Origin of the sequence: Mesorhizobium sp. M1423, from assembly GCF_040317575.1 — a bacterium.
Taxonomy (GTDB): domain Bacteria; phylum Pseudomonadota; class Alphaproteobacteria; order Rhizobiales; family Rhizobiaceae; genus Mesorhizobium.
Genome location: NZ_JAMYKU010000004.1, coordinates 26243 through 51067, shown reverse-complemented (window position 1 = coordinate 51067; position 24825 = coordinate 26243). Strand labels below are relative to the sequence as shown.

The window sequence follows — 24825 nt, the reverse complement described above, 5'->3', positions numbered from 1 at the left end:
GGGCAGCTCGGGGAGTGCTACGGCTGGATGCTCTTGGGAACATCCCGAGCGCATGATCCGGCGGCGAGGATAAACAATCTGAACCACGCGCTGCCTCCACATGATGGCGCCGGCGAACTCAACGAAGCCGTGCTGCATTCGTGGTGAACTGGATAACAGGGCCTATCTTCTCGCTCGAAAATTCGGCGGCCTCGACAATCATTGCCGGGGTTACCTCGACGGATCCCTTCGCCGTCTATCCGCGTCTCATCGGCTGTCGCGCTGATCCGGATTGACAGCCACCCGCAATTAAAGGGCCGTTTGATGACACCTAGGCCTCCCCAGCAGTATTAATTCACAAAGCAGGTCGGCACCCCTGCCATCCGCTGGATCCGGTCAGCGTGTGCTTCGGGTTCGGGGTGCAAGATCAGGCGGTGCCATTTGCACGGATGGCGGCGAACCAACCACCACGGCAGGGGCGCCAGATTGCTCACCACGTTGGCTCTCTACTTCGCGGCTCATACCTTGGTGAGCAGCTTGCATCTCCGGAACGGTGAAAACCGGCACCTCGCCCTTGAAACCCTGGAGCTCAAAGGCGCCTGCCTGGACGACCGGCATCGATGCTCCTGCCGCAAAGCCGGGACCAAGCACCAGGGGGATGCCCAGCTTCTTGGTCGTCGACTCGAGCCGTGCCGTGCGGTTCACCGGGGAGCCGATCGCGGTGTAATCGAAGCGCCGTTCGGAGCCGAAATTGCCTACCGAGCAGATGCCGGTCTCGATGGCGACGCCGATTGCGATGGAGGGGTGGCCGTCCGCGGTGAAGGCGGCGTCTTCACGCTTCACCCGTTCGATCAGGGCAAGCCCCGCGTCGAGCGCGCGCTCGCGATGGTCCGGCTGATCAAGCGGCGCGTTCCAGAAGGCGAGCACCGCATCGCCCATGAACTTGTCGATGGTGCCGTCGCGCTTGAGGATCTCATCGGTCGCAATGCCGAGGAAGTGATTGACCACCTTGGCGATTTCCTGGGTATCGAGTTGTTCGCTCATCGTCGTGAAGCCGCGTATGTCGCTGAGCAGGATCGTAATCTCGCGCTTCTCGCCGGACAGGATCGCTTCGGTGTCCGAGCTTGCGAGGCGCTGCACCACGGAGGGCGACAGATACTGGGAGAACTGCCGTGCCAGGGTGGACCGGCGCTGCTCGCTGCGCCTGTAGAGAACATAGCCTTCGAAGCCGGCTACCAGGATCGTCGCAAGCGCCGGCTGCAGCGGGTCATAGAGTGCACCCTGCAGGCTGTATTCGAGAGCGCCGAACACGAACGGCGTGACGGCCAGCAGCACGAGAGCCAGGGCACCAAGCACGACGCGCCCGGCGAGCACTCCGGAAAGCCCGATGAAAACGACGGCACTGAGGACAAACCAGAGCCGCTCGAGCATACGCGCGTGCGTTGGCTCTGCCAGGTAGCGCCCGGCAAGCATCTGGCCGATTGCATCGGCGTGGATGTCCGCGCCTGGTCGCGCTGGACGTGTCGGGGTGGGCAGGTACTGCGTCAGTCCCACGGCCGACAGATCGACAATGGCGATGGCGTCCCGCAGCCGCGGATCGCCATGGCCCGAAAGGATAGTGCTGGCAGATAGGCGGGGCGTATCGGTGGCGGTTTCCCAGAGGCGGATGCTCCCCTCGGGCTCGAGCGGCACAATGGCGCCGGCCATCCTGAGTGCGTCAAACCCGGCGGCATTCATCCGGGCTATGTAGCCGTCCTGCCCGGCGTAAAGGCGCAGAAGCTCGAGCGCGAAGGACGGCCACAGCTGCACGCCTTGAGCGGTATTGCGAAGCCACAGCAGCGGCACATGGCGCAGTACGCCGTCGGGATCGGGCAAGGTGCGAATCACGCCGAGGCCCGCGGCGGCGTTCGAGAATTCGGCAAGCGAGCCGGTCAGGCCGGTGAAGCCGGGAAGTGTATCGGGTACCTGCCCGACGATCGACCAGCCGGCTTTGGGTTCTGCTTCTGAAACCGTCGCCTCATTGCCAAGGCTGACGGCAAGCGCCGTTCGATTTTTGGCCAGCGCCGCTGCCAGGCGCTTGTCTCCGCCGATGCCCTCAGGCGAGGTGTCGGCCTCGGGGAGTACCAGCGCAAGCCCGACCACCGCGGCGCCGGATGCGGTGATGCCATCGACCAGATCGGCCAAGAGGCCACGGTTCCAGGGCCATCGCCCATGTGCCTTGAGGCTGGCGTCGTCTATCGAGACGATCACGACAGGATTGCTCGTCGCCTGGCGTGGGGCGAGAAACTGGTAGAAGTCGTACGTCCGCTCACGCAGGCGCGACAACGGCCCGTCAAAAGCCAAATGGCAAGCGAGCAGCAGGAGCACGACCACAAGGCCGGATATTTTGCGCCTGCCAGCTTGCCGCCAATCAGCCCAGCGCCAACCGGCCAAAAGGCTCATGTCGTGCGGCCGGGCCTAATTGCAGTAGTAGTCGCAGCCGTCGCCCTCGCCATCGCCATAATCCTCCACGCCGCCGCCCACAGGGGGCGTTGGGCTGTCGGGGAACTCCATGACGACTCCTGGCAATGCGCCGTCGGTGGAGTCGCAGACTTTGAGCGAGCCGCCGAGTGCCGACGCACAAATCGCGCTTACGTCCAATCCCGGACCCGGTGCGCCTGGCAGGCCGGTGCCGGCAATCCGGTCGATGCTGTCCAATATCGGGAAGGTGTCGATTCCGCCGTAGCCGGTCAGCAGCTTGCCATCTTCCGATGTGCAGGCGTAGCCCGGGTTTGTGATGACCAGCCGTTTCCCATTGATCGTGCAGGTCATGCGGCCGGCGCGCAGAATGCCGACGGTCTGGCCGGCTGCCACCAGCACTTCGATGATGCCGCCTCTGGCTCCGAGCACCATATGCGGCGTCGCAACCTGCATGACGCCGCCTTTCGAAACCTGGCCGCCATAGAACCGGGCCAGGCCGCTGTTCATCCCGATGTCGATCTTTCCCGATCCGGAGCCCGGATTGTAGACGAATTCATCGATCGTCAGGCTGGTGTTCGGACCAATCTTGGCGCTCGATTCATCCCGGAACACCAGCATTCCAAGACCGGTGGGATTGCTGCGCAGCTGGTCGCCGAGTTCGACGCCGGCACCAACGTTCATTGTCCCGCCGTTGTTGCGGACGATGTTGGTCTGATAGGCCGTCATCGACCCGACCGTCTCAGCGGCGGATGGTGCCGCGAAGGCAAGGCAGGCGATAAAAATGGCGATCTGACGGTACGGGGTCCTCATCGCGGCCTCTTTCAATTGAGCGTCAACGTATAGCTCATGAGCATTTCGAACGATTTTCGGTCGCGGCTGGCGATGTCGAAGTTGGTTTCGCGATAGGCGAGATCGACGCTGATCTTCTGCGCCTCCGTCAGCTGAAAATCGCTTTCCGAGGCAATGCGCCAGAAGTCGCTCTTGATACTTGTGCCGATGCCGATGGACAGATCGGGAGCGTCGCTATGTCCGGCCGAGAAAGCGACCTGGTGCGACCATGCGAAAAGATCCGGTACGTTCATCAACAGGCCGCCATAGCGGACCTCGCCCGTGTAGCTGCGGCCGATTTCAGATCCGGAGGCGAAGTCATTCGAGCCGACAAAGCGCAGTCCGAGCGCCTGGCCATTGCGGAAGCGGTAGCTGCCGCCTGCCTCATAGAAAAGCCTGCTATCGGCGAAAATGCCTTGCGAGGCGCCTAGATCGATGTAGCCGCCACCGGCGAAGAGCGTCGTCTCGACCGTCGGGCGCACAAGAAAGCGCCCACTGACGCCGATGCCGGTTTCCTGGATATCGCTGTCGAAGCGATCCGTAACTGTGAACGCGGAAAGCAGCAGGCGCAGCGAATCGATCCCACTGTTGGGTAATCCCTTGTCCCAGGTGATCGCGGCGTTGCCGTGGATGAAGGTCTCCTTGCCACCCGGAACCGACAGGTCTGGCGTGAAAAAGCGCTGTGTCGCCGTCAATGACCCCGAAAGAACGAGAGCGTCGGCACTTGGCGTGCCGAGGTCCCATCGGACAAAGCCTTCCGCCCGCCCATAGGGCGAGACGAAGCTGTCGTCGTCCTGCGCCCCGCCGGGCTCAAAATCGGTAAATGCGCTGAACACGCCGCCGGTCAGGGCGAGTTCCCAGGTGACGCCACGCAACGCGCGCTCGATGCGGGCGAGCAGGCGAACAGCTTCCTGCTGCTCACTTGCGGTCAGGCCGCCGACTTCCATGCCGTACTGCACCTGCCGCCGAGCCAATTCATAGGAGCCGACATGATAGTACAACCGGCTGGCCGCCAGCCGGGCGCGCGCATCGCGGGGATATTTGATCAAATACTGCTCGATTGACGAGATCGCCTGATCGTACTGCCCGGCGTTAACGGCAACCGTGACGAATTGGGCGAGCGTTCCGTTGTCGGCCGGACTGGCGATGCGGGCTGAAAAAGCATCGTCATAGGCCGAAAAAAGACCCTGCGCGCCGGCCGGCAATTCGCCGGTACAAAGCAGCGCTGCGGCGCAGCCGACGATCGTCCGAAACGAAGATTGCATGCCGAGAACCCACCCCAAACCCGACTAGTGCGAACGATTTAGCACGACTACAAGAAAAAGGCGACTGACCTGTGACGAAATCGTCCGAGTTTTCAGCAGCTGTTGCAGGCGCGCAACAAACAATCGGGTTAATTCACATTTCGGCTGCGCTGGTTGCCAGAACATCTTCGCAGCGTTGCTGTATTGGCCGAAGTATTCGATAGCGGTATAAACTAACAAAACTCATCTCCGGATAGCGAATCTAGCGTTCTTCAAGATCAATATAGTTCGCGTGATTCTGCGCGCATTTGGTCGCTGCCTGACCCATCGATGTCACATATGGCTCATCCGAAGGTCTTCCGTCGCATTGCGGAGGCGATCGGAGAGCTGGCGGGCAATGCTTCTCAACACGGCTTGCGCGATATGCGGCCTGGCCTTTGATATCTTGTTGGCGGCCGACGAGGTCAGCTCATAGGCAACAACGTCCTCGTCCGCGATGACGTCGGTCGAGCGCGGTCGCTCAGTCAGGAAGCCCATTTCCCCCACAGTACATCCAGCCCCGATGCTCGCCAGCCGCCGCCGTCCGCCAGGCGCATCAACCCAGACGCTGATACAGCCGCGCGTCAGCATCCACAGTCGGTCGGCCTGATCGCCAGCGCGGCACAGCACGGCGCCTTTGGGGAACTCGACGCGGTCGAGATAGCTCATCAGCATCTTCAGATCTTCCGGCGCCATGGTCATGCCGAAATCGGTGCGCTCGAGCGGCACCTCTATCACCGAGCGGGCAGTACTGTCCGTGCGCTCGACGATTTCCTCCTCGAAGCGCTCCAGCGCTGCCTCGAGATCGGGGTAGATGTTGGGCCCATCGCTTTGTGACGTAAACTCCTCCAGGGCCTCGGCATCCCTGAAATCACTGAAGAACAATCGCTGACCACGCCGGGCGCTGCGAGCGGAGATCTGCTGCAAGGTCAATGCGCCGGAGGCGTCGACGTCGCTGACGGCGCGGAAATCGAGAATGATCACTCGCACCACGCTGGGCAGCCGGTCAATTTCCTCCGCGAGCTCATCGGCATTGCCAAAGAATAGCACGCCCTGCAACTCGAGGACTGCCAGCTCGCGCTCGTGAATCGCCAGCAACTCGGTCTGAGCAGTGGAGCGAATGCGCCTGGAACGCGTCTTGCCGACGATCTCCTTGCGCCGCACCACCGGTCGGCTCATTTCGATCATGAAGACAATGCAGGCCAGCGCCACGCCGACCACGGCGCCGATAACGGGTTGGCCAAGGACTGTGGCGAGCGCCACAGCGGCGACCACGGCCATATTGCGCCGTGCCTGGCTGCGGCCCACCGCGCTGTCGCCGAGAAGTGCCTGCCGCGCCGTCCGCAGTGCCCAACGGTCGATGGTATTGATGCCGACGAAGACCAGAATGGCGGACAGCACAACCAGCGGCATCGAGAAGATCAGATTCGGGAACGCAAGGATGGCCGCAAGCAGCACCGCCCGGCTCGCAAACGTCGAGGTGCGCATGCGCCCGCCGGCACGGTAGTTGGCGGCGGTCAGCGCGGCCGACGTGGATACGAACAGCCCGCCCATCATGGGAGAGACAAGATTGGCCATGCCCAGCCCGACAAGGGCGCGGTCCTGGCCGACCTGAATGTCGGCCAGATTGCGCGCAGTGCGCAGGGTAAAGACGGTGTCGAGCGTTCCCACGATCGCCAAGGTCAACGAGCCCGCAATCAGGGTCCACCAGATATGTTTCAGCCCCAGCCGGAGCGTTGAGGCAGCCTCGATCATGCTTACCGGTGCCCAGCCCTCTATATCGATCGATCCGATAACGGGCCCGAGCTCAATGTCGGGCGCCCACAGACGGGCAGCATGGTAGATTACATAGCCGATGATCAGGCCGGCAAGCAGCGCCGGAACTTTGGGCGCATGCCGCGTGATCATCGCCATGACCGCGATCAGCGCAAGACCGAATGGAAGTCTTGTGATCGTCGCCAGGCTGAAATCCGCCGCCATGATGCCGCTCCAGGAGGAAACTGCGAAAGCATCGGCGTCTGGCTCTTGATGACCAGGATTCCGACGCCCGAGACGAACCCGGCGACAACCGGATGGGGGGCAAGCTTGACAATCCGGGCGAGACCGGTTGCGCCGATAAGCATCATCCACAGGCCGGTCAGCATCACGTAGCCGACGAAGGCAAGCAGCGCTTGGGTCGTGTTGCCGTCGAGAGCGACGAGCAGGGATCCTAGCAGGCTGGCCTGGATCAGCGAATTACTGGGCATGGTCGTCACGAAGCACGACCGTTGAAATGCGGACGCGACAACGCCGCCGACAATGGCAGCGATGACGCCGGCAAGCGCGCCTTCCGCCACCCGATCTGCGCCGAGCGGCGATAGGGCAAGGACGCCGGAGGAGACGCACATCGGCAGCGCTACGCCCGCGGTCGTCACACCCGCGGTGAGTTCCTGGGCCAGAAAGCCCATGCCTGCGCTTAAATTACGCGCAAAATCCGTCTGTATCGCAACCTGCTCAGTCACGGTGGTTCAAAGCTCCAAAAATCCAACGGTGATGATCCCGCCGACCGCGTCCTGTGCAGGACGCGCATCGGCGGACAGGCCAAAACTACAGCACGAGCATGGTGGCGAGCCCAAGCATCAGGCCCATGCCTACGATATCGGTGACGGTGGTAAGAAAGATCGCCGAAGCGACCGCCGGATCGGCGCCGACCCGGCGCAGGCCCAACGGGATCAGCACGCCGGAGATTCCGGACATGAGGCACGATCCGGACATGGCAAGCAGGATCACAAGTGCCAGCATGGGCGCCTGGGCCGCCGACTCCGGTTGCCGCGAGGCGTAGAACCACATCGCCGCAGCCGCCACAAGGCCGACGAGCACGCCGTTGGCGATCCCGAGCGCGCCCTCCCTCATCACCAGGTGCAGCTTCGGTCGTTTGTCCACATCCCCCAGGGCAAGGCCACGCAGCGTCATAGCCAGTGCCTGGCAGCCGGTGTTTCCGCTCTGCCCGGCCAAGACCGGGAGGAACGCCGCCAGGGCGACGATCTTCTCGATCGTGCCTGTGAATGAACTGACCACGAAAGCGGCCATGAAGGCCGTCAGCAGGTTCAGCTGCAGCCACGGATGACGCTTCAGGAAGGCTGAAAACAGCGGCGTAAAAGAACGCTCCTCTTTCTGGACACCCACCATTTGGCCAGACTGGGCGGAAATCTCGATGATTTGCTGCTCGAACAGCCGCCAGCCGCGAACCTGCCCGAGCAGCCGGTTGTCCGCGTCCACCACGGGATAGACAGGGTAGTGCCGGCGTACCGCTGCCTTGCATGCGTCGCTCAAGGACAGTCCGACGGGGAGGGCGAACGGCTTTGGCAGCATGATCTGATCCACCGTGGCGTCCGCTTCGCTCAGCATCAGATCGCGCAGGACCACGAGGCCAACCAGTTTGTCGCCCTCGTCGGTGACATAGAGATAAGTGAGCTCGGTCGGCACCTGGGTGCGTCTGACGGCCTCCACTGCGGCGGCTACCGTCGTGCCGACAGGAACGCTGGCGGGAATCGGGTCCATCAGCTCGACGAGCGACTCGGGCATCGCGAGGTCCTTGCCATCGCCGTGAGGCTTGATAGGCCGCATGTGCGGCGGCAAATGCTCCGCCACCTTACGGGCGTGCCGGTCCGGCAACAACTTTAGTGTATCCCGAATGAACTCGGGAGACTCTCGGGCCAGCAATACCGCCGCGTCATCAGGTGCTCGAGCACGCAGCGTGCGCACCAGCTTCTCAACGTCGTTCTCTTCCTTCACCTGTTCCCCCAATTGCGAGTGTCTTGCCTCTGACGGTATGACACGAATCTGATCGCTCCGCCCTGGCGCAGTGGCCTAAGCGCCTCGATCCGGGAATCTTCGCCTTCTCCAGGCGCCGAGTAGACCCTACCCAGACAAATCTGAGCCATTGCGGTGCATACAGGCGGGCTGTAACCTCTGCGTGTCGCCGAGAATTCAACGTGTTGCGAACTTCACCGATCTTTTCGTGGGCTCTGCGAGCACGCCGCACCAATGAAACTTAAAACCCGGAAACTCTGCAGAGGCAGGGCCTCTCTGGCGTTCGGATGATTTGCCTCATGCGGCGCATCTTGCCAGTACCACCAGCTCTGAGGCTGATGAATTCGCCAGGATGACAGGATGATTTGCTTGAAACCGTAATAGTTTAGCCTGAGAAAGGTTCTCTGTATGAAGTCTGTTCGGAACGAGAGGTGCTCTTGAGAGCTTGCAGGTCCGGGGCAGGCAGCCTGCTTCGTGAGACTCGACGTCGCTTCGGTCCGATCCGCGTTAATGTAGGCCTACTGATCACAGCGGTAGACCGCTCGATCGCACCTGGGGGCGAACGAAGACTCGTTTCGAGAGTGGCATCGGTTCAGCAATTGCCATCTCACCTAGCAGTGATACGGACCGGCTGGGACTCCTGGCCGCCCGTCATCGGGGGATGCATATGAGCAACATTATCGCCACAGGTTTTAACTCAATCTCCCCCAATGGCGGGTTGGAGAGCATTGAAGCGGACCTTCGCAGCTTTGCTGATATGGGCGTCGAGGCCGTCGAACTGGGCCTGACGACCCTCGATCTCATAGCGGGTGGCCGTATAGTCCCTGAAAGAGCCGAGAGGCTTATCGCACTGACGAGGCAGTTCGATTTCCGCTATACGGTTCACGGCGTCGTCTCATCGAACCTCATGGACCCTGCGGTCTGCCGCTACCAGATCGATGCCGCCAAGGCCTTGGTCGAACTCTGCGATCGGATCGATGCCCGTGTCCTTGTCCAGCATAGCGGCTTTTCGCCAACCAGGTTCTCGATGGTCCGGTTTCGAGGAACGCGAACGCGAAGCGATGTTCGAGTTCGCCGAGTTCTGCAAGCCCTATGGTGTGCGCATCGCCTTCGAGAACCTCTTCGCCATGGACCCCGGGTCAGTGCCAGCAGAGCCCGGCCGAGGTGGCGCAGACGGTAAAGGCGGTTAGCCATCCGAACCTGGTGGCGCTCATCGATTTCAGTCACGCTTATATCGAGTCCGCCCGTGGTGGCCTGAACTTCCGCGCTCAATTGCGGGCCACGGCGCCGGTCGCGGGGCACCTGCATGTCCATGATTCCTTCGGGCGCCCGAAGGGCCTCCATCGAATTTACCTGCCGCAGGAGGATGCAGCGCTAGTCTAGGTCTAGGCGACCTGCACTTACCCCTCGGTTGGGGCGATATCGAATGGGATGACATCTTCAGCGAACTGATATTCTTGCCCGGGACGTGAGCGGGGAGCGGCGGAGTAAAGGTCGAGAATCCGCCGCTATGGTTTAGCCAATGTCGGCCAGAGCTGCTGAATTCGCTGGCAGCGAGCCGTTCCGCATTGGCAAGATCGATTGTAACGATACTTGTCGATCTTGTTTCGATGAGATTGTGAGAAGAGTGCGCCTGCCGGTCTACGATACGATGGGCAGCATTAGGTTTGATCTATCGTTGGCGGCCGAGCGCGGGGGCAGGGGCCGGAAACGTGCCAATCACCCACAGTTGGCCAGCCGGGCCGTCGACTGATTTTTGCTCCATGTAATCGTATGCGTGCTCGCCAACTCGATACCTTGGCGGCGTCCGCCAGCTCGCTCTGACTATTCCCTTTCCTTCGCACTTATCTTGATTCCCCGCCGTTCTGCGTACTCGATTAATGCGAGTTCTATCACCGAGGTGATAGAACGCCGCTCCGCTTCTGCAAGTTGTTGTGCCAACGCCAACACCGGCGGATCAAGGCGGGTGGTGAACGGCTTTTTTGTCATTTTCGCTCTGGGGCTTGATATTCAGTTTCAAAAGGCGCATAAATATGCACGTGCATTGCACTTGCATCGCAAGTGCGGCGGCTGGCCAGAGTGCGCCAACACCCCAGTCAGCCTGACCACAGCCCAACCTGACTGGAGCTCGGATCATGGCTGATTCCGACAATATCATGACTCTGCCTTACGTCACCCGCAGGCGAGTGCTTGCGGGAACGATCGTAGCCACCTCCGCGTGGACGCTCGAAGGCAACGCGTCCGTAAGCGGCGCCGAAAGCTCGAATGCGCGCTCTGATCCTGCGCTGGCGCTTTGGCGGGAATGGGAGAGAGTCCGCAAACAGACCGAACGGCATTGCCGCGAGCAGCAGCGCCTTGAGACAAGGCTTGTCGAGAGCGTCGGCTTTCCTTGTGCGACCGTGCGCCTAGCCGAGGGTGAGCAGGTGACGGTCCATTCGATCGAGATGCTCAATGAACTGCTCGGCAAAGCGCCGGATATGGCGGCTCTCCGCGATAGGGCCGAAGCTGATTTCGCGGCGCATCAGGCACGCTGGGATGCGGCCGCGGAGGAAATTGGCTATACCGCCGCCTTCAGCGCTGAGCGCCAGGCAGGCGAGAAAATGCAAGATCTGCTGCAAGCGTTCTCAGCGACTCCCGCCACCACTATCGCCGGTGTGGCAGGCAAGCTCGATGCCGTATTACGCGAGGGCGAGGCATGGGAGGAATGCTCCGAATTTCCTTGGGCGCAAATCCGTTCAGCGCTCAGCGACCTGATGCGCATCGCCGAAGGCTTTGGTGCTGACCGGATGCGGCGCCGAAGGATCCGTCACCACCAAGCTGAAACTCTCCGCCATTCCCGATGACCGTCCGGTCAAGATCACGGTCGAACTGCCCCGGAGCCGTACATCGCGATCTGGTCGCCCATGCTGAATTGCTCGGTCTGCGAGACCGGACAGGTAGTTGCCGATCCGGCAAAGCTGATAGGGCCGATGCTGATCCGGTTCATGACAAGACGGGGCGTTTATCAGAACCCGGCGAAGCCTGAAGCCGGGATAAGTGTTCCAGGTTTATGCCGGTCGGACGGCCGTCAGAAGGAATACCGATCACGCGGGAACTCGATGAAGATCGGCAGGGCAGGATTGCCGTTGTCCGGGCAGATGCCAACCGCGCTCCTGAAAGTGCCGTCTGCCGTAAGCTGCGGATCTGGGGCAAGCCAATCCAGATCTGCAACTTTGCCCGTTGGCGGTGATCGATATCGGCGCGCCGGGCCGCGCGCAGAGAGCTGCCTTCCTCGGCGACCTCAAGGAAAATCCGGTGCTTTAACAAAGACAGAGCGGCGGACCGGCTCGATGAGAAGGTCCGCCGTTCTGGGTCGTTCAGATCACAAGAAACGAACCTGCTGCAAGCGACAGACCTGGAGAAAGCGTGGCGAACTGTATTTGAGCTGCGCCTCCGATCCCGTCGCTGTCGAAAGAGAGCGCTCCGGTTGAGCTGTTGTAGATGATATGGTCGGAGCTATCATGCGCGGTCGTACCAGCAAAGAAAGCATCGGATGAAAGGCCACCCAACTTAAGCCCGGCAAAAACGGCGTCATCGAGGTGGATCTTGTCCTGGAGCTTGTTGAAGTCGGTGACCTTGTCGATATTGCCGGCTCCAAGAGCGCTATTGAACACGAATGCATCATTGCCTCCGTTACCGGTCAAGATGTCGGCACCCCGTCCGCCATTGATGACATTGGCGCCGGCATTACCCACGATCGTCTGAGCGAATTCGTTGCCGGTGAGATTGATTACAGTTGTGCCGGACGGGTTGCTGGTGGCGAGAATCTCGACCTGCGAGCCGGCCGAAAGGGTGTGGCTCACCGAGGCGAGCACTTTGTCGGCGCCCGCATTCATCGCTTCGTGCACCCTGTCGCCGGCGTTGTCGACAAAGTAGGTGTCGTTGCCGCGATAGCCGACCATGATATCGGCGCCTCCGCCACCATCAATGACGTTGGCGCCCGAATTGCCCCTGACTGTCTGGGCGAACGCATTACCAGTGAGGTTGATTGCCGTCGTGGCAGAAGGATTGTTGGTTGCGAGAAGCTCCACCGATGAGGCAGCCGAAAGGGCATAACTCACCGTACTGAGCAGCCTGTCGGCGCCTCCGCCCACCACTTCATTTATCCTGTCTCCGGCATTGTCAACATAATAGATGTCGTTGCCGCCATAGCCGGTCATGGTGTCGGCGCCGCCGAGGCCGTTGATGACATTGGCGCCGGCATTGCCCTGGATGGTCTGGGTGAACTCGTTGCCTGTGAGGTTGATTGCCGTCGTGCCGGACGGGCTGTTGGTGGCGAGAAGTTCGATCTCGGAGCCAGCCGCAAGCGCATGACTTACTGACGCGAGTGCTTTGTCGGTACCGCCGCCCGCCGCCTCGATCTCCTTATCGCGGACATCATCGACATAATAGGTGTCATTGCCGCCGTAGCCGATCATTGTGTGGCCGCCGGCCCCATGAAACACATCGTCGCCGCTGGTGCCATACAAGGTGTCGCTTGTGTCGACGGGAGGCGGAGTGGTCCCCGTCGTTGCAAGGTTGTGTTCCCGGAAAACGGCCTGCAGTTCCGAAGAGCTCTCCAACGCTGTGTCGCCTCGCTGAGAACCCCAGGCGTATGCGTAGTCGAAGGCGGGTGACGGAACCAGCTTGGCCCAGTGGTCCATCATGGTTTCCATCTGGGTGGCGGTGGGCACGACATATTTGCCACCCATGTCGGTGTTATACTCGCCACCTCCAAACGCCTGGTAGCCCGGAACGATCTGGCTCGTCGGGATGCCCGATGCCTGAGCGGCGGCGACGAATTTGTCGATCATGTTGTAGTCGACCGGGCCATCCGTGCGGACGGGATAGACATCTATGCCGTAGTAATCGATACCCGTATTGGCGGGATTGTACGTGCCCCTAAAATCCGGATTCGCCGACGTCCCCAAGCTCATCATTGTGATGTAGGTCTTGGCGCCTGGAAAATGCTCATGGATCCAGTCGGATTCTGCCTTCAGATTTGCGGCGGAGGCGTAAGTACCCCATTGGCCGGTGGGATCCGGCTCGTCAACCAGGAAGAACCCAAATACGTTCGGATTGCCTAGGAAAGGTGTAACCTTGTCGATAAAGGATTGTGTTACGCCGTTGGCCTCGTCAAGGTACACCAAGCCTTTCATGCCTTCCGGCAGTTCATTGACCTGCTCAACATATTGCACGCTAGCCAGATTGAATCCGGCCTTTGCAATGTCCGTGCCGGATCCACCCGACGTATAATGGAGAGTCGCCATCCATAATCCCTCATTTTGATTCGATAGCGCCCCGCGGATGTCTGCCTACTAGAAGGTGTATATTAGCGCCAAATCACATACCTGCACGCCTTGATAGAATGATTGATCGGCGGCTGGATTGTCACATTGCTGAAAAAACGTACTTCGAATAGATGGCGGGCGAGGATAAATGGATAGTTGACTGTGGATGAGTTCGTAGCTGTGATGCAGAACGTAATTTGTGGTGTTAGAGTAATTGCATCATGATTAATTTGAGATGGGTTATTTATGAAATAATTTGTAGAAAAGTTTTGAATTTTTTAGCAACCCTTATTGATGGCTGGCGACTATGATAAAGGAACATAAGGTAGCTGTACTGTGCTACGGCAGGATCTCCCATACAAATATAATATCTTGGCTTGTGAAAGTCTCAATATACAACAGGCAGGACGCCAAATCATAGTCAGAAAACGGCTTTCTTCCACAACGGGCATTTGACTGCGGCCGGTACAGCCGATGTTAAGCTAAGATGCAAGCCGGATCATGTTCTCCGTCGGTGACACTAATTTATTGTGGAAAAATACTGGGCCGGTGCTAGCCCGCGAAGAGATCAGCCGCAACTGAGATTGCGAAGCGGGATGGTCAAGTTGCTGTTAGTGCGTGAGGGCGTGCCCTAACCCGGTGACCAATTTTCCATCGTGCGGCAATTCCGATTCGACGCCGGGCAACATTGGCTGAGTGAACTTAAGTGCGATTCAGAATTTTCAAAGAGTGATTGGGGTACCGATTGAACCCCCCGACGAGCAATGGTACTCAGCTCGCTCCGCATGGGCAGACTAAAAATATCCTGACTTCATCTACCACGCCGTTGAGAGGATTTCGCTTGCCAATCTTGGTCACAGGTGCAGCTGGTTTTATTGGAAGCTATGTTTGTCTCAACCTTCTGGAACGTGGTGACAGCGTAGTGGGTGTCGACAATTTGAATGACTACTATGATCCGAGATTGAAGAGAGCTCGGCTGGCGCGCCTGCTCGGACGGCGAGGTTTTTCCTTTCTAGAGATTGATATAGCTGATCCGATGGGGCTCGCGAGAGCCCTAAACGGGCAGAACATAAATAAAGTCGTTCATCTCGCGGCACAGGCTGGGGTGCGTTATTCGTTAGAAAACCCACGAGCCTACATCCGGTCCAACATCGCCGGTCATCTTGAGGTCCTAGAATTTTGTCGTGGCTGCCCCGGCTTTGAGCATTTGGTCTATGCCTCATCGAGCTCCGTTTATGGAGGCAACCAAAAAGTGCCTTTCAGCGAGAACGACCGGGTGGACCATCCGGTGTCACTGTACGCGGCCACGAAAAAGTCGGATGAATTGATGAGCTACACGTATGCCCATTTGTTTGGCCTGCCTCAGACCGGTCTGCGATTCTTCACGGTCTATGGTCCCTTCGGCCGGCCGGATATGGCCTATTGGATGTTCACCAAGGCCATGCTTGAAGGCAAGGCGATCCGCGTGTTCAACAACGGCGAGATGTGGCGCGATTTTACATACATAGACGATGTAGTGGAAGCCGTTGTTGCGGTGCTCGATAAGCCGCCGGTAACGTACGTTCCGCCCAGCAAGCTCTACAATGTGGGGAACAACCAACCAGCTCGACTGGACGACTTCGTTGATGTTTTGGAGAAGCTGTTAGGCGTAAAGGCAAACCGCCAATCCGTGGCGATGCAGCCCGGCGATGTGGTGCAGACCTTCGCCGACATGACATTGATGGAACACGACTTCGGTTTCAAACCGCGAACGTCACTGGAAGTCGGCTTGGGCAGGTTTGTAGACTGGTATAAATCGGAATGGATAGCCAATACACGCGCAACGTGACGATGAGGTCGAAAACGTTTAAGCGGATAGGACGCGACGCGCCAGATTAGGGCCAGCGCTCCCATACCACGAGGCTACGGACACGGCTTATAATGTCCACCGGATTGGTCTGGCTGGCCGCACAAAATTCCTTGGCTTATGAGTTGTTCGGCGAGATCGGCTCCGTCTTTGGTGAAACATTGGGCCACGATAAAGTTGTTCAGCCTTGACGCGACAAGACCGTCACAGGGCGTGCCAAGCCCTACTGGTTTGCATGTGACCATCTGAGGCGGGAACCGATCGCTTGCCGCTTCGGATACAAGGGCAGTCATTTGGGCAGGTTTCGTGAAAGTTGCTCCGCACAAGATCACGTGGTTTGCCGCGACAGTAATATCTCTAATGTCTTTTATCACCAGCGTGCCGCTAAAAGCTTTAGGCCCGTCGGCCATGACCGGCGGAGAACGCTTTTGATCGTTCACTTGCAGCAGGGTGAGGATGCCGCACATAAACAGCGCCAAAAACATAGCTAAAGTAGCAAACAAGCGCCAAGACATACCCGTTCTGATCCCGTTGATAACTTAAGAGGATTTAATTACCTATCGCGCCAAGCAGAAGTAACAAGGATCCTCGGCAAGTCTCCCTGAGCTGCCCGGAAATTCGCGTGAATACTCGGTTGTCAGCGCGCCATCCCCAACAAGCTTGGGATTGCCTACTCCCAGGGGACTGAGCCACACACAGATGTCAAGTGGCCCGCCCAACGAACGAACTGGCACAGCTGACCGCCACCAGACCGCATCCAATGCCAACGCAATCGGCGGCCAAGTCAAGTCCGTCCAAATCGCGCCTTATGAAGGCCGATCCTTGAACGAGCTCTATCGCAGCGCCAACCAAGGCGAGGAAAAGTATCAAGTTCGGTTTGCGTTCGGGCCGAGACTGCCAACGAATGTCAGAACGGCGCGGGCCGAACCTGTAGATAAACCCAGCTCGGAGGTGTCGCGCCGCGTCCACCACGATGTCGGGGCGAGCCACTACCGCTCGTGAAGGCCACATTCGGCACCGCAACCACGACCAGTCAAGGACCTCAGAACCGCGATTGGGCAGAGAACGGTCTCCTACGCGCCCTTACTTCACCATCTCTCAATCGCACACTCCTGTGAGCGCGTCTCTCCAGAATTAACACCATTGCCCTTCTTCAGAGATGTGACAGTTCATCCCAGATATCCCTTCCTCGACAAGGACCACGCTCTGCTACCCATGTCTTCGGGTCTGACACAGAATGGACCCCGTTTGCGTTTGGCTGGGGCGCCAGGATTCGAACCTGGGAATGTCGGTACCAAAAACCGATGCCTTACCACTTGGCGACGCCCCAACAGCCGGAGCGTGCCCGCTGTGCGCGCGGCCTTATAGGACGACCCGAGGGAAAGCTCAATGCCGACACATCGACTATGTGCGACCGATTCACCGGCTTTGCAATCGTCAGCTTGAACGGGCCTATTCACCCCACACGGCCACTTCATTGCCCGCTGAGTCGAGGAAATGGAACGGCCTGGCGCCGGCAAGTGAAAAGATCGGCCTGACGAATGGTGCCGCCGGCATTCTCAACGGCGCTCAATGTTTCCTCAGCCTTTCGGAATAGCACACGTGAGCGGCTTCGCCGGCAGATACTGGCCGTCCGCCTGAAGACCGCCGTCCAGCCCTTCGGTATAGGCTGAATAACCGGAATTGGTGAGCAGCGACGAGAAGGCCGCGCTGCAGAAGGCCTCCACACCGTCTAATGTTCCGCCCGTCATCGGCATTTCCAGATAGTCGAGCTCTCCGGTCGTTCTCATCGTTCTCATTATGTTCCGCGCGGCAAAGCGTTCCAAAAAGCAAGTCTTTCCGCCGCCGCTTCTCCTTAATCGATTGTAGAGGCCGGCTGGCTCGGTCGATGCCTTGCCTTTCGCACTGCAGCATCATATCGCTCGATTTGCCAATATTTCCAATCTCCTGCACCGGAGAACAAGCATGACCAAATGGGTCTACACCTTTGGCGACGGCGCCGCGGAAGGCCGTGCCGGCGACCGCAATCTGCTCGGCGGCAAGGGCGCCAACCTTGCCGAAATGTGCAGCCTGGGCCTGCCGGTGCCGCCGGGCTTCACCATCACCACCGAAGTCTGCAACGCCTATTACGCCAACGACCACACCTATCCGGCCTCGCTGGAGGCGGATGTTGCGGTCGCCCTCGATCACATCGGCCGACTGACCGGGCGCCGTTTCGGCGATCCGTCGAAACTGCTTTTGGTTTCGGTGCGCTCCGGTGCCCGCGCTTCCATGCCCGGCATGATGGACACCGTGCTCAATCTCGGCCTCAACGACGAAACGGTCGAAGCCCTGGCCGCCGATTCAGGCGATCCGCGCTTCGCCTATGACAGCTACCGCCGTTTCATCCAGATGTATTCCGATGTCGTCATGGGTCTCGACCATGAGGTGTTCGAGGAAATCCTCGAGGACCAGAAGGGCGGCCTCGGCCGCGATCTCGACACCGAGCTGACAGCCATCGAATGGCAAGGCGTAATCGCGCTCTACAAGGCCAAGGTCGAGGAGGAACTCGGCAAGCCCTTTCCACAGAATCCGAACGAGCAGCTCTGGGGCGCCATCGGCGCGGTGTTTTCCAGCTGGATGAACAACCGCGCGATCACCTACCGGCGCCTGCACGACATTCCCGAAAGCTGGGGCACGGCGGTCAACGTACAGGCCATGGTCTTCGGCAATATGGGCAACACCTCGGCCACCGGCGTTGCCTTCACCCGCAATCCGTCGACCGGTGAAAAGCAGCTCTATGGCGAGTTCCTGGTCAATGCGCAGGGCGAGGATGTCGTTGCCGGCATCCGCACGCCGCAGAACATCACCGAGGCGGCGCGCATTGCCGCCGGCTCCGACAAGCCGTCGCTGCAGAAACTGATGCCGGATGCCTTCCAGGCTTTCGTCAGTATCTCCGACCGCCTGGAAAAACATTACCGCGACATGCAGGATCTCGAATTCACCATCGAGCGCGGCAAATTGTGGATGCTGCAGACCAGGTCCGGCAAGCGCACCGCCAAGGCGGCGCTGAAGATTGCCGTCGACATGGCCAGGGATGGACTGATTTCGAAGGAAGAGGCCGTCGCCCGCATCGATCCGGCCTCGCTCGACCAGTTGCTGCATCCGACAATCGATCCAAAAGCGGCGCGCGACATTATCGGCGTCGGCCTGCCGGCCTCGCCGGGCGCTGCGACTGGCGAGATCGTGTTTTCATCGAACGACGCGGAGGAGGCCAAGACGCAAGGTCGCAAGGCGATCCTGGTGCGCATCGAGACCAGCCCCGAAGACATCCATGGCATGCACGCGGCCGAAGGCATCCTGACGACGCGCGGCGGCATGACCAGCCACGCCGCCGTGGTGGCGCGGGGCATGGGCAAGCCTTGCGTTTCGGGCGCCGGCTCGCTGCGCGTCGACTACAAGGCCGGCACGCTGATGGCGATGGGCGCAACCTTCCGCAAGGGCGATATCATCACCATCGACGGCGGCAACGGCCAGGTACTGAAGGGCGTCGTACCGATGCTGCAGCCTGAACTCTCGGGCGATTTCGCCGCCATCATGGAATGGGCCGACGGCGCGCGCCGCATGAAGGTGCGCACCAACGCCGAGACGCCGCTCGATGCCCGCATGGCGCGGTCCTTCGGCGCCGAAGGCATCGGGCTTTGCCGCACCGAGCACATGTTCTTCGACGGCGACCGCATCATTGCCATGCGCGAGATGATCCTGGCCGATACGGAAAAGGACCGGCGAACGGCGCTGGCCAAGCTGTTGCCGATGCAGCGCTCGGATTTCCTCGAACTGTTCGAGATCATGGCTGGCCTGCCGGTAACGATCCGCCTGCTCGATCCGCCGCTGCACGAATTCCTGCCCAAAACGGAGGAGGAGGTGGCCGAGGTCGCCGCCGCCATGAACGTATCGCCGGACAAGCTCCGGCGGCGCACCGAAGCGCTGCACGAGTTCAATCCGATGCTCGGCCATCGCGGCTGCCGGCTTGCCGTCTCCTATCCCGAAATCGCCGAGATGCAGGCGCGCGCCATTTTCGAGGCGGCCGTCGAGGCCGGCAGGAAGGCCGGCGCGCTGGTGGTGCCGGAGATCATGGTACCGTTGGTCGGGCTGGTGAAGGAGCTCGACTTCGTCAAGGCGCGCATCGATGCCGTCGCCAAAAGCGTCATGCAGGAGACCGGCGTCAAGATCGATTACCTCACCGGCACGATGATCGAGCTGCCGCGCGCCGCGATCCGCGCTCACGTCATCGCCGAGGCGGCCGAATTCTTCTCCTTCGGCACCAACGATTTGACTCAGACCACCTTCGGTATCTCGCGCGACGATGCGGCTTCGTTCCTCGAGACCTACCGGCAAAAAGGCATCATCGAGCAGGATCCATTCGTATCGCTCGACATAGAGGGCGTCGGCGAACTGGTGCGGATGGCGGCCGAGAAGGGCAGGGCGACGCGGCCCGACATCAAGCTCGGCATTTGCGGCGAACATGGCGGCGACCCGGCCTCGATCCATTTCTGCGAGAAGGTCGGCCTCGACTACGTCTCGTGCTCGCCCTACCGCGTGCCGATCGCCAGGCTGGCCGCCGCGCAAGCGGCGGTGCAAGCTGCGAAAGCCGGAGCGTGAATAGATCCCGACCGAAGATTCCTCCGCGCAGCAAGGAAGGTTGATGTTTTCGACCCGCCGTGTGAAATGGCCGCGGGATGGTGCATATGCCTGATGATGAACAAACCGCTGCGGCGCGCTGGTCGGTGAAGTCCGAGCTCCGCGCCGTCGGTCGCGACAAGCCGCTGCTGCTGGTGCTGGCGGCGATCCTCTGCCTTTATTGTGCGTTTATCGCCGGACCGATCGTCTATGCGGTGCTGGCCATCAACGGCATTGCGGATTTCTTCAAATAGAGCCGGTTCCGGCGATCTCGCGCCGGTCCGGCGCGCTGCGTCTACCGACCCCGAAATTGCTCGGCCTGGATGAAATTGCTTAGCCGGGATGAAACTGTTACGACTATCGTTCGTACCTGGAGGGGTGCGGGAGGACACGTGACGATAAGAATCAGGCTTCCTGGCGGGACTTTGAAGATCAAGAAAAGGGACGAGCTGCGGCGGCGCGAGCAGAAGCGCGAGGTGCCGGTTTGGCAGGTCGGCAATTACTTCGTCATCTGGTGGCCGAGCGGCATGCCCGATTGTCCATCCTCGCCCAACAAGTCCTCGCCCAGGAAAAAGCCCCCGCACCCGACTATCCCGACTGGGCACTGATGCCTCGGTGCTGGATCAGCAACCACCGTGCGCGCCAAAACTTCCGAGACCGCTCGATAAATCCCAGAAAAAGTCAGCGGTCAGGCGTTGACACTTCCGTCACGAAAGGCGATGCTGCATTGCACAATTTGGGGCGGCGGAAGCGATGGCAGTGCGTATCAGAATGCCGGGCGGCACGCTGAAGGTGAAAGTGTACCGCGAATTGCGCGACCGCGAGCGCGCCCGCCGCATACCCGTCGTCAAGATCGGCCGGGTTTATTTCACCTGGTGGTCGAACCGCCAGCGCCTGATTGACGATCAGTCGCCCGGGTGACGCAGCAATTCTTCCGGCCTGGCATGCGCCTGGGAAGGCCGCGCGGAGCCTCTGCAGGCGAGCTCGCAAAATAAGTTGATGACGCTGCCGTTGACTCTTCCGTGACGGAAGGTCTCTACTTACCGCATTGCACGAAAATTGCTGCGTTGCACAACGGGAGTTGGACCGATGGCAGTGCGTATCAGGTTGCCTGGCGGCACTCTGAAGATGAAGACCTATCGTGAGTTGCGAGCCAGGGAACGCGACCGCCGCGTGCCTGTGATGAAGATGGGCTCGCTGTATTTTGTCTGGTGGTCGAAGTCTCAAGGCCAGGAAAAGCCACAGGGCAACTCTCACTAGTGGGTCATGTAGCTTGATCCCTGGGGGCGCACACAACGGCGGAAGCATCGGGTGGCAATAGTCTTCGTGAGACCGCTTTGACCAATCTTTTGTATGTGTGTTCCACGAAGTGTGCCGCGGGCGGGTGCGAACAAAGCTTGCATCTGACTGCTTGAGATTAATCGGTTGCTGGCACGGTGGACGTGATCCTTCACGTGCCGGTAAAGACGCGAAGCAGGCACTGTTACCTCGCGCTTTGATGGCGCTTTTGGGATCGCCGCGTCGACTTTGATCTGCTCGATCCGGAACAGATGTGCCGCGCAATCGGCTGCGCAGGCTGCAAAGAACGGCCGCGGTATGCGTTGGAATCCACCCAGTATCTGACCTTACCGATTTGTAACCAAATTCACGCGAACGTGCGCGTGACGGCTCCAAATCCCGACATCGTTTCTGCCCAGTTTCCGGCTCCCGAACCCCCGGTGCCAGAAAACAGATGTTGCAGAACCCGCGCACAAACGTCCGCTCGATTCTCATCCTCCAGACGAAATTCATCGGCGATCTTGTCCTCGCCTCCGCGCTCGCCAGTAACCTGCGCCTCCAATATCCAAGGGCCAGGACAGTGTTCCTTTGCGAGGCGAGCTTTGCCAGTTTCCTGGTGGCTCATGGCCTCGCCTCGGACGTGGTGGCTTTCCGGCGCGTACGGATGCGTGGTACCCCTCTGGAGCGAGGCCGCGAGCTTTACGCGATGGTGCTCGCGCTGCGCCGCTTCCGGCTTGACCTGACCATCGACCTGTTCCAAAACCTCACGCATCATCGTCAGGCTCGTCAACGCCAAGACCCGCGTCGGATATGATCCTCCCGAAAAACCGTTGCGCTGGCTGGAACGCCAGCCCGCCAATGTCCTGGCCAAGCCATTTGGCTTTGGCTTTGGTGGCCAGAATTATCTCTACCGCTATCTTTCGCCGCTTGAGGCGCTCGGCGTGGAGTTGCGTGCAGAGGTCCCAACGATTGAGCCGCTGCCTTTGGAGACGGCCAGGGTATTGGCGCTTCTCGACCGGCATCATCTTCGGCGTAACGCCTTCATAGCCGTTCATGCGGGAGCGAGCTTCCGGGGCAGCGATGGCAGCCGGAACGTTTTGCGCTGGCGATCGACGAGATTTCGCGGCAGACCGGTTTGGACTTCCTGCTTGTCGGCGGTCCCGACGAACGGGCATCTGCCGAGCGCATCATCGCCAAGGCCGCTTCGCCGGTCGTCAACGTGGTCGGGCGCTGTCGCTGGCAACGCTGCTGGCGGTCCTCGGCGAGGCACGCCTGTTTCTGGGGAACGAGAGTGGCCCGATGCACATGGCCGCCGCCGCGGGAACGCCGGTTGTCGGCCTCTTCGGCCTGACCGACCCCGTCGTCTGGGGTCCTGTCGGCGTGGCCAGTGTTACGCCGCGGCCCTCCATGCCTTGCGAGTGCATAGCCAGGGACCTCTGCCGCCGTCCCGATCCGAGCAAGGCTTGCTGCTTCTGGCGACTTGAGGTCAAAGCGATGGTCGACGCGGTGCGCGCGATCCTTTCACGTACGGTTAAGGACGTGGAGCACGCATTGTGACCTCGCGCTTGCCAAAGGTCAGGCCGGCGGTCAAATTGCCGCTGCTGACGCTTTTGCAGGGGCATCGTCCCGATTTCCGCCTTGATGCCGGTCTCGGGGTCGCCGCTTCAACTTTGATCCGGCCGACCTGGAAATAATCGATGCGCCTGTTCCAAAAGTATTTTTGCGCCGTTGCGATATCGCTATGGGCTGTTTCTCCTGGCAACGCCCAGTTGCTCGTCGCACCGACGCTGCACATCAAGGCCGAGGCGGGGGGCGGCCGCGTCGCGCTGACGTTCGATGCGTGCGGCGGAAGGACCGACACACGGATTCTCTCGGCCCTGGTGGAAAACAAGATTCCCGCCACCATTTTCGTCACCGGCATCTGGCTGAAGCACAACGCCGCCGCCGTCGAGATCATGCGGGCGCATCCCGAACTGTTTGAATTGGAAAACCATGGCGGCCGCCACGTCCCGGCCGTCGACACGCCGCAAAAGATCTACGGCATTCGCAGTGCCGGCAGCCCGGCGGCCGTGCTGGCCGAGGTCGAATCGGGTGCTGCCGCTCTTGCCGTGATCGGCGAACCGGCGCCGAAATGGTTTCGCGGCGCAACCGCCGAATACAGCCCGTCGGCAATCGCGATGATACGCAAGCTTGGTTTCAAGATCGCCGGATTCTCGATCAACGGCGACGGCGGCTCATTGCTCGGTGCAAAAGAGACCGCCCGGCGCATCGCGGCAGCAAACGACGGCGACGTCATCATCGCTCATATCAACCAGCCAACCCATGCGGCCGGCGACGGCGTAGTGCAGGGGCTTCTGGCGCTGAAGGCCAAGGGCCTCACCTTCGTCCGGCTCGACGATGCCGACGGTGTCGGCAATGAAGGCACCACCGACTGATCAGTCGGGCGTAGCCTCGATGGTCACCTTGCTTGGATAGAACGCGCCGTGATCGCGGATATCCGCCATCTCGTCGAAAGGCCGCTCATAGGCCCACATCGCATCCTTGCCTGCATCGCCGGCGGGCAGCACGCTCCAATAGGTGGCATCGCCCTTGTAGGGGCAATGGGTCGAGTGCTCGGTCTTGCCAAGCTGGTTGAAGTCGATGTCGTCGAACGGAAGGTAGAAAACGGGGGGATAGGGCGATTCGGTCAGCACCTTGACCCTGCTGGACGAGGCGATGACGACATCGCCGGCGCGCACCGTCACTGTGCCCTTGTAAGGCTCGACGGTGATGATCTTGCCCGGATTGCGCTGAAAGCCGGGTGACGGGTTTGCGATCTGGTCCATGTCGAATCTCCTTGCCTCGACCCCAAATGTGTCTGGCAAGCGCGTTGTGCAAGACCTGCCTGCCGCGCCGCCAAAGCGTCGCCCGCGGGGGCAAGTCTCACCTCTTTCTTCCGCTTCGCCGAAAACTCAGGCGGCGGCCTGGAATGCGTCCATCAGCCCAGCATAGGCGGCGGCAATGCCGGCCACCGGATTGGAGCTTTTCGAGGTGGTCTCGACCTTCAGCGCACCACCGCTGGCAGGCAAGGTGAGCAGCAGGAACTGGCGATTGCCGCCATCGCCGACGCAGGCGGCAGCGACGTGCTGGCTTTCGCCCTCGTTCTCGACGCACATCTTGAACAAGAGCTTGCCGCCGACCGCTTCGAGGGCGCCACCAACGACCTCGACGAATTCATCTTCGGAAACGGTTTTGGCGTCGGGCACCAGATCGGCCTGCGCGACATCGGCCGCCACCAGGTCGGCCAGACTTTCGACAAGCGTATTTTCGAGGGCTTTGTCGTCGAGCTGCGCATCCATGCGAACCTCTTTCATTCGCCAATCGCGCCCCGCCTGTTAATCAACGTTAACGC

At 60.3% G+C, this 24825-nt stretch carries 23 protein-coding genes, 1 tRNA gene and 1 pseudogene; 10 read left to right on the top strand and 15 right to left on the bottom strand.

Annotated elements, in window-relative coordinates:
- Nucleotides 1-375 precede the first annotated feature (375 nt).
- The 6 genes from NKG95_RS06780 to NKG95_RS06755 all read right to left on the bottom strand — a co-directional run bounded on the left by NKG95_RS06780 (nucleotide 376) and on the right by NKG95_RS06755 (nucleotide 8324).
- The gene (locus tag NKG95_RS06780) at nucleotides 376-2346 is read right to left on the bottom strand and encodes a CHASE2 domain-containing protein (RefSeq protein ID WP_353040259.1); all 1971 of its coding nucleotides are present in this window, start codon (nucleotides 2344-2346) and stop codon (nucleotides 376-378) included.
- 90 nt (nucleotides 2347-2436) lie between these two features.
- On the bottom strand, nucleotides 2437-3249 hold the full coding sequence (locus NKG95_RS06775; RefSeq protein ID WP_353040258.1) for a FecR family protein: 813 nt from the start codon (nucleotides 3247-3249) through the stop codon (nucleotides 2437-2439).
- Nucleotides 3250-3260: 11 nt separating this feature from the next.
- Nucleotides 3261-4532, bottom strand: coding sequence for a tetratricopeptide repeat protein (locus NKG95_RS06770; RefSeq protein WP_353040257.1), 1272 nt, complete (start codon nucleotides 4530-4532; stop codon nucleotides 3261-3263).
- A 312-nt stretch (nucleotides 4533-4844) separates the two neighbouring features.
- Nucleotides 4845-6530 (bottom strand): SulP family inorganic anion transporter, encoded by a 1686-nt coding sequence (locus NKG95_RS06765; protein WP_353040256.1) that lies wholly within the window; start codon nucleotides 6528-6530, stop codon nucleotides 4845-4847.
- Nucleotides 6473-6997 (bottom strand): SulP family inorganic anion transporter, encoded by a 525-nt coding sequence (locus NKG95_RS06760; protein WP_353040255.1) that lies wholly within the window; start codon nucleotides 6995-6997, stop codon nucleotides 6473-6475. Before NKG95_RS06760 ends, NKG95_RS06765 begins: the two co-directional genes overlap by 58 nt.
- Before the next feature lie 139 nt (nucleotides 6998-7136).
- On the bottom strand, nucleotides 7137-8324 hold the full coding sequence (locus NKG95_RS06755; RefSeq protein ID WP_353040254.1) for a magnesium transporter: 1188 nt from the start codon (nucleotides 8322-8324) through the stop codon (nucleotides 7137-7139).
- Nucleotides 8325-9506: 1182 nt separating this feature from the next.
- Between NKG95_RS06755 and NKG95_RS34255 the strand changes: the two genes are divergently transcribed.
- On the top strand, nucleotides 9507-9725 hold the full coding sequence (locus NKG95_RS34255; RefSeq protein ID WP_502913924.1) for a hypothetical protein: 219 nt from the start codon (nucleotides 9507-9509) through the stop codon (nucleotides 9723-9725).
- A 441-nt stretch (nucleotides 9726-10166) separates the two neighbouring features.
- Here NKG95_RS34255 and NKG95_RS06745 read toward each other — a convergent pair whose 3' ends face one another.
- Nucleotides 10167-10331 (bottom strand): hypothetical protein, encoded by a 165-nt coding sequence (locus NKG95_RS06745; protein WP_352593088.1) that lies wholly within the window; start codon nucleotides 10329-10331, stop codon nucleotides 10167-10169.
- A gap of 146 nt (nucleotides 10332-10477) precedes the next feature.
- On the opposite strand from NKG95_RS06745, the gene NKG95_RS06740 reads away from it, so the two are divergent.
- Nucleotides 10478-11185: a hypothetical protein gene (locus NKG95_RS06740; RefSeq protein ID WP_352813356.1), complete on the top strand. Its 708-nt coding sequence runs from the start codon at nucleotides 10478-10480 to the stop codon at nucleotides 11183-11185.
- Complete coding sequence (locus NKG95_RS06735) at nucleotides 11160-11252, top strand: hypothetical protein (RefSeq protein WP_352813389.1); 93 nt, start codon at nucleotides 11160-11162, stop codon at nucleotides 11250-11252. Before NKG95_RS06740 ends, NKG95_RS06735 begins: the two co-directional genes overlap by 26 nt.
- A 446-nt stretch (nucleotides 11253-11698) precedes the next feature.
- Here the strand turns inward: NKG95_RS06735 and NKG95_RS06730 are convergent, their stop codons facing one another.
- A complete protein-coding gene (locus tag NKG95_RS06730; RefSeq protein WP_353040253.1) occupies nucleotides 11699-13630 on the bottom strand; it encodes a calcium-binding protein in 1932 nt (643 codons plus the stop codon).
- A gap of 862 nt (nucleotides 13631-14492) precedes the next feature.
- On the opposite strand from NKG95_RS06730, the gene NKG95_RS06725 reads away from it, so the two are divergent.
- Entirely contained in the window at nucleotides 14493-15479 is a 987-nt protein-coding gene (locus tag NKG95_RS06725; protein ID WP_352813354.1) for an NAD-dependent epimerase/dehydratase family protein, read from the top strand.
- 74 nt (nucleotides 15480-15553) lie between these two features.
- Here the strand turns inward: NKG95_RS06725 and NKG95_RS06720 are convergent, their stop codons facing one another.
- From NKG95_RS06720 to NKG95_RS06710, 3 genes and pseudogenes are all read right to left on the bottom strand, one after another.
- The gene (locus NKG95_RS06720) at nucleotides 15554-16012 is read right to left on the bottom strand and encodes a hypothetical protein (protein ID WP_353040252.1); all 459 of its coding nucleotides are present in this window, start codon (nucleotides 16010-16012) and stop codon (nucleotides 15554-15556) included.
- 740 nt (nucleotides 16013-16752) lie between these two features.
- Nucleotides 16753-16827: transfer RNA gene (locus NKG95_RS06715), tRNA-Gln, on the bottom strand.
- A 122-nt stretch (nucleotides 16828-16949) separates the two neighbouring features.
- Nucleotides 16950-17287: pseudogene (locus tag NKG95_RS06710) on the bottom strand (VOC family protein).
- Between the two features lie 175 nt (nucleotides 17288-17462).
- Between NKG95_RS06710 and ppdK the strand changes: the two are divergent.
- The 4 genes from ppdK to NKG95_RS06690 all read left to right on the top strand — a co-directional run bounded on the left by ppdK (nucleotide 17463) and on the right by NKG95_RS06690 (nucleotide 21416).
- On the top strand, nucleotides 17463-20138 hold the full coding sequence (gene ppdK / locus NKG95_RS06705; RefSeq protein WP_353000887.1) for a pyruvate, phosphate dikinase: 2676 nt from the start codon (nucleotides 17463-17465) through the stop codon (nucleotides 20136-20138).
- An 86-nt stretch (nucleotides 20139-20224) separates the two neighbouring features.
- Nucleotides 20225-20410 carry a hypothetical protein gene (locus NKG95_RS06700; RefSeq protein ID WP_352813348.1) on the top strand — a complete coding sequence of 62 codons (186 nt, stop codon included), beginning with the start codon at nucleotides 20225-20227 and terminating at the stop codon, nucleotides 20408-20410.
- Nucleotides 20411-20909: 499 nt separating this feature from the next.
- Entirely contained in the window at nucleotides 20910-21077 is a 168-nt protein-coding gene (locus NKG95_RS06695; protein WP_352484420.1) for a hypothetical protein, read from the top strand.
- Between the two features lie 168 nt (nucleotides 21078-21245).
- Entirely contained in the window at nucleotides 21246-21416 is a 171-nt protein-coding gene (locus tag NKG95_RS06690) for a hypothetical protein (protein ID WP_352484421.1), read from the top strand.
- A gap of 385 nt (nucleotides 21417-21801) precedes the next feature.
- Here the strand turns inward: NKG95_RS06690 and NKG95_RS06685 are convergent, their stop codons facing one another.
- Together NKG95_RS06685 and NKG95_RS06680 are read right to left on the bottom strand one after the other, a co-directional pair.
- Nucleotides 21802-22209 carry a hypothetical protein gene (locus NKG95_RS06685; RefSeq protein ID WP_352812747.1) on the bottom strand — a complete coding sequence of 136 codons (408 nt, stop codon included), beginning with the start codon at nucleotides 22207-22209 and terminating at the stop codon, nucleotides 21802-21804.
- The gene (locus NKG95_RS06680; RefSeq protein ID WP_352812746.1) at nucleotides 22199-22489 is read right to left on the bottom strand and encodes a hypothetical protein; all 291 of its coding nucleotides are present in this window, start codon (nucleotides 22487-22489) and stop codon (nucleotides 22199-22201) included. The genes NKG95_RS06685 and NKG95_RS06680 overlap by 11 nt, the downstream gene beginning before the upstream one ends.
- Here NKG95_RS06680 and NKG95_RS06675 point away from each other — a divergent pair.
- A complete protein-coding gene (locus tag NKG95_RS06675; protein ID WP_353040251.1) occupies nucleotides 22488-22991 on the top strand; it encodes a glycosyltransferase family 9 protein in 504 nt (167 codons plus the stop codon). The genes NKG95_RS06680 and NKG95_RS06675 overlap by 2 nt on opposite strands.
- Nucleotides 22992-23131: 140 nt before the next feature.
- Nucleotides 23132-23869: a polysaccharide deacetylase family protein gene (locus NKG95_RS06670; protein WP_352812743.1), complete on the top strand. Its 738-nt coding sequence runs from the start codon at nucleotides 23132-23134 to the stop codon at nucleotides 23867-23869.
- Here the strand turns inward: NKG95_RS06670 and NKG95_RS06665 are convergent, their stop codons facing one another.
- Nucleotides 23870-24259 (bottom strand): DUF427 domain-containing protein, encoded by a 390-nt coding sequence (locus tag NKG95_RS06665; protein WP_352812741.1) that lies wholly within the window; start codon nucleotides 24257-24259, stop codon nucleotides 23870-23872.
- 126 nt (nucleotides 24260-24385) lie between these two features.
- Nucleotides 24386-24772, bottom strand: a complete 387-nt coding sequence (locus NKG95_RS06660) for a hypothetical protein (RefSeq protein ID WP_352812757.1) — start codon at nucleotides 24770-24772, stop codon at nucleotides 24386-24388.
- Between the last annotated feature and the right edge of the window lie 53 nt (nucleotides 24773-24825).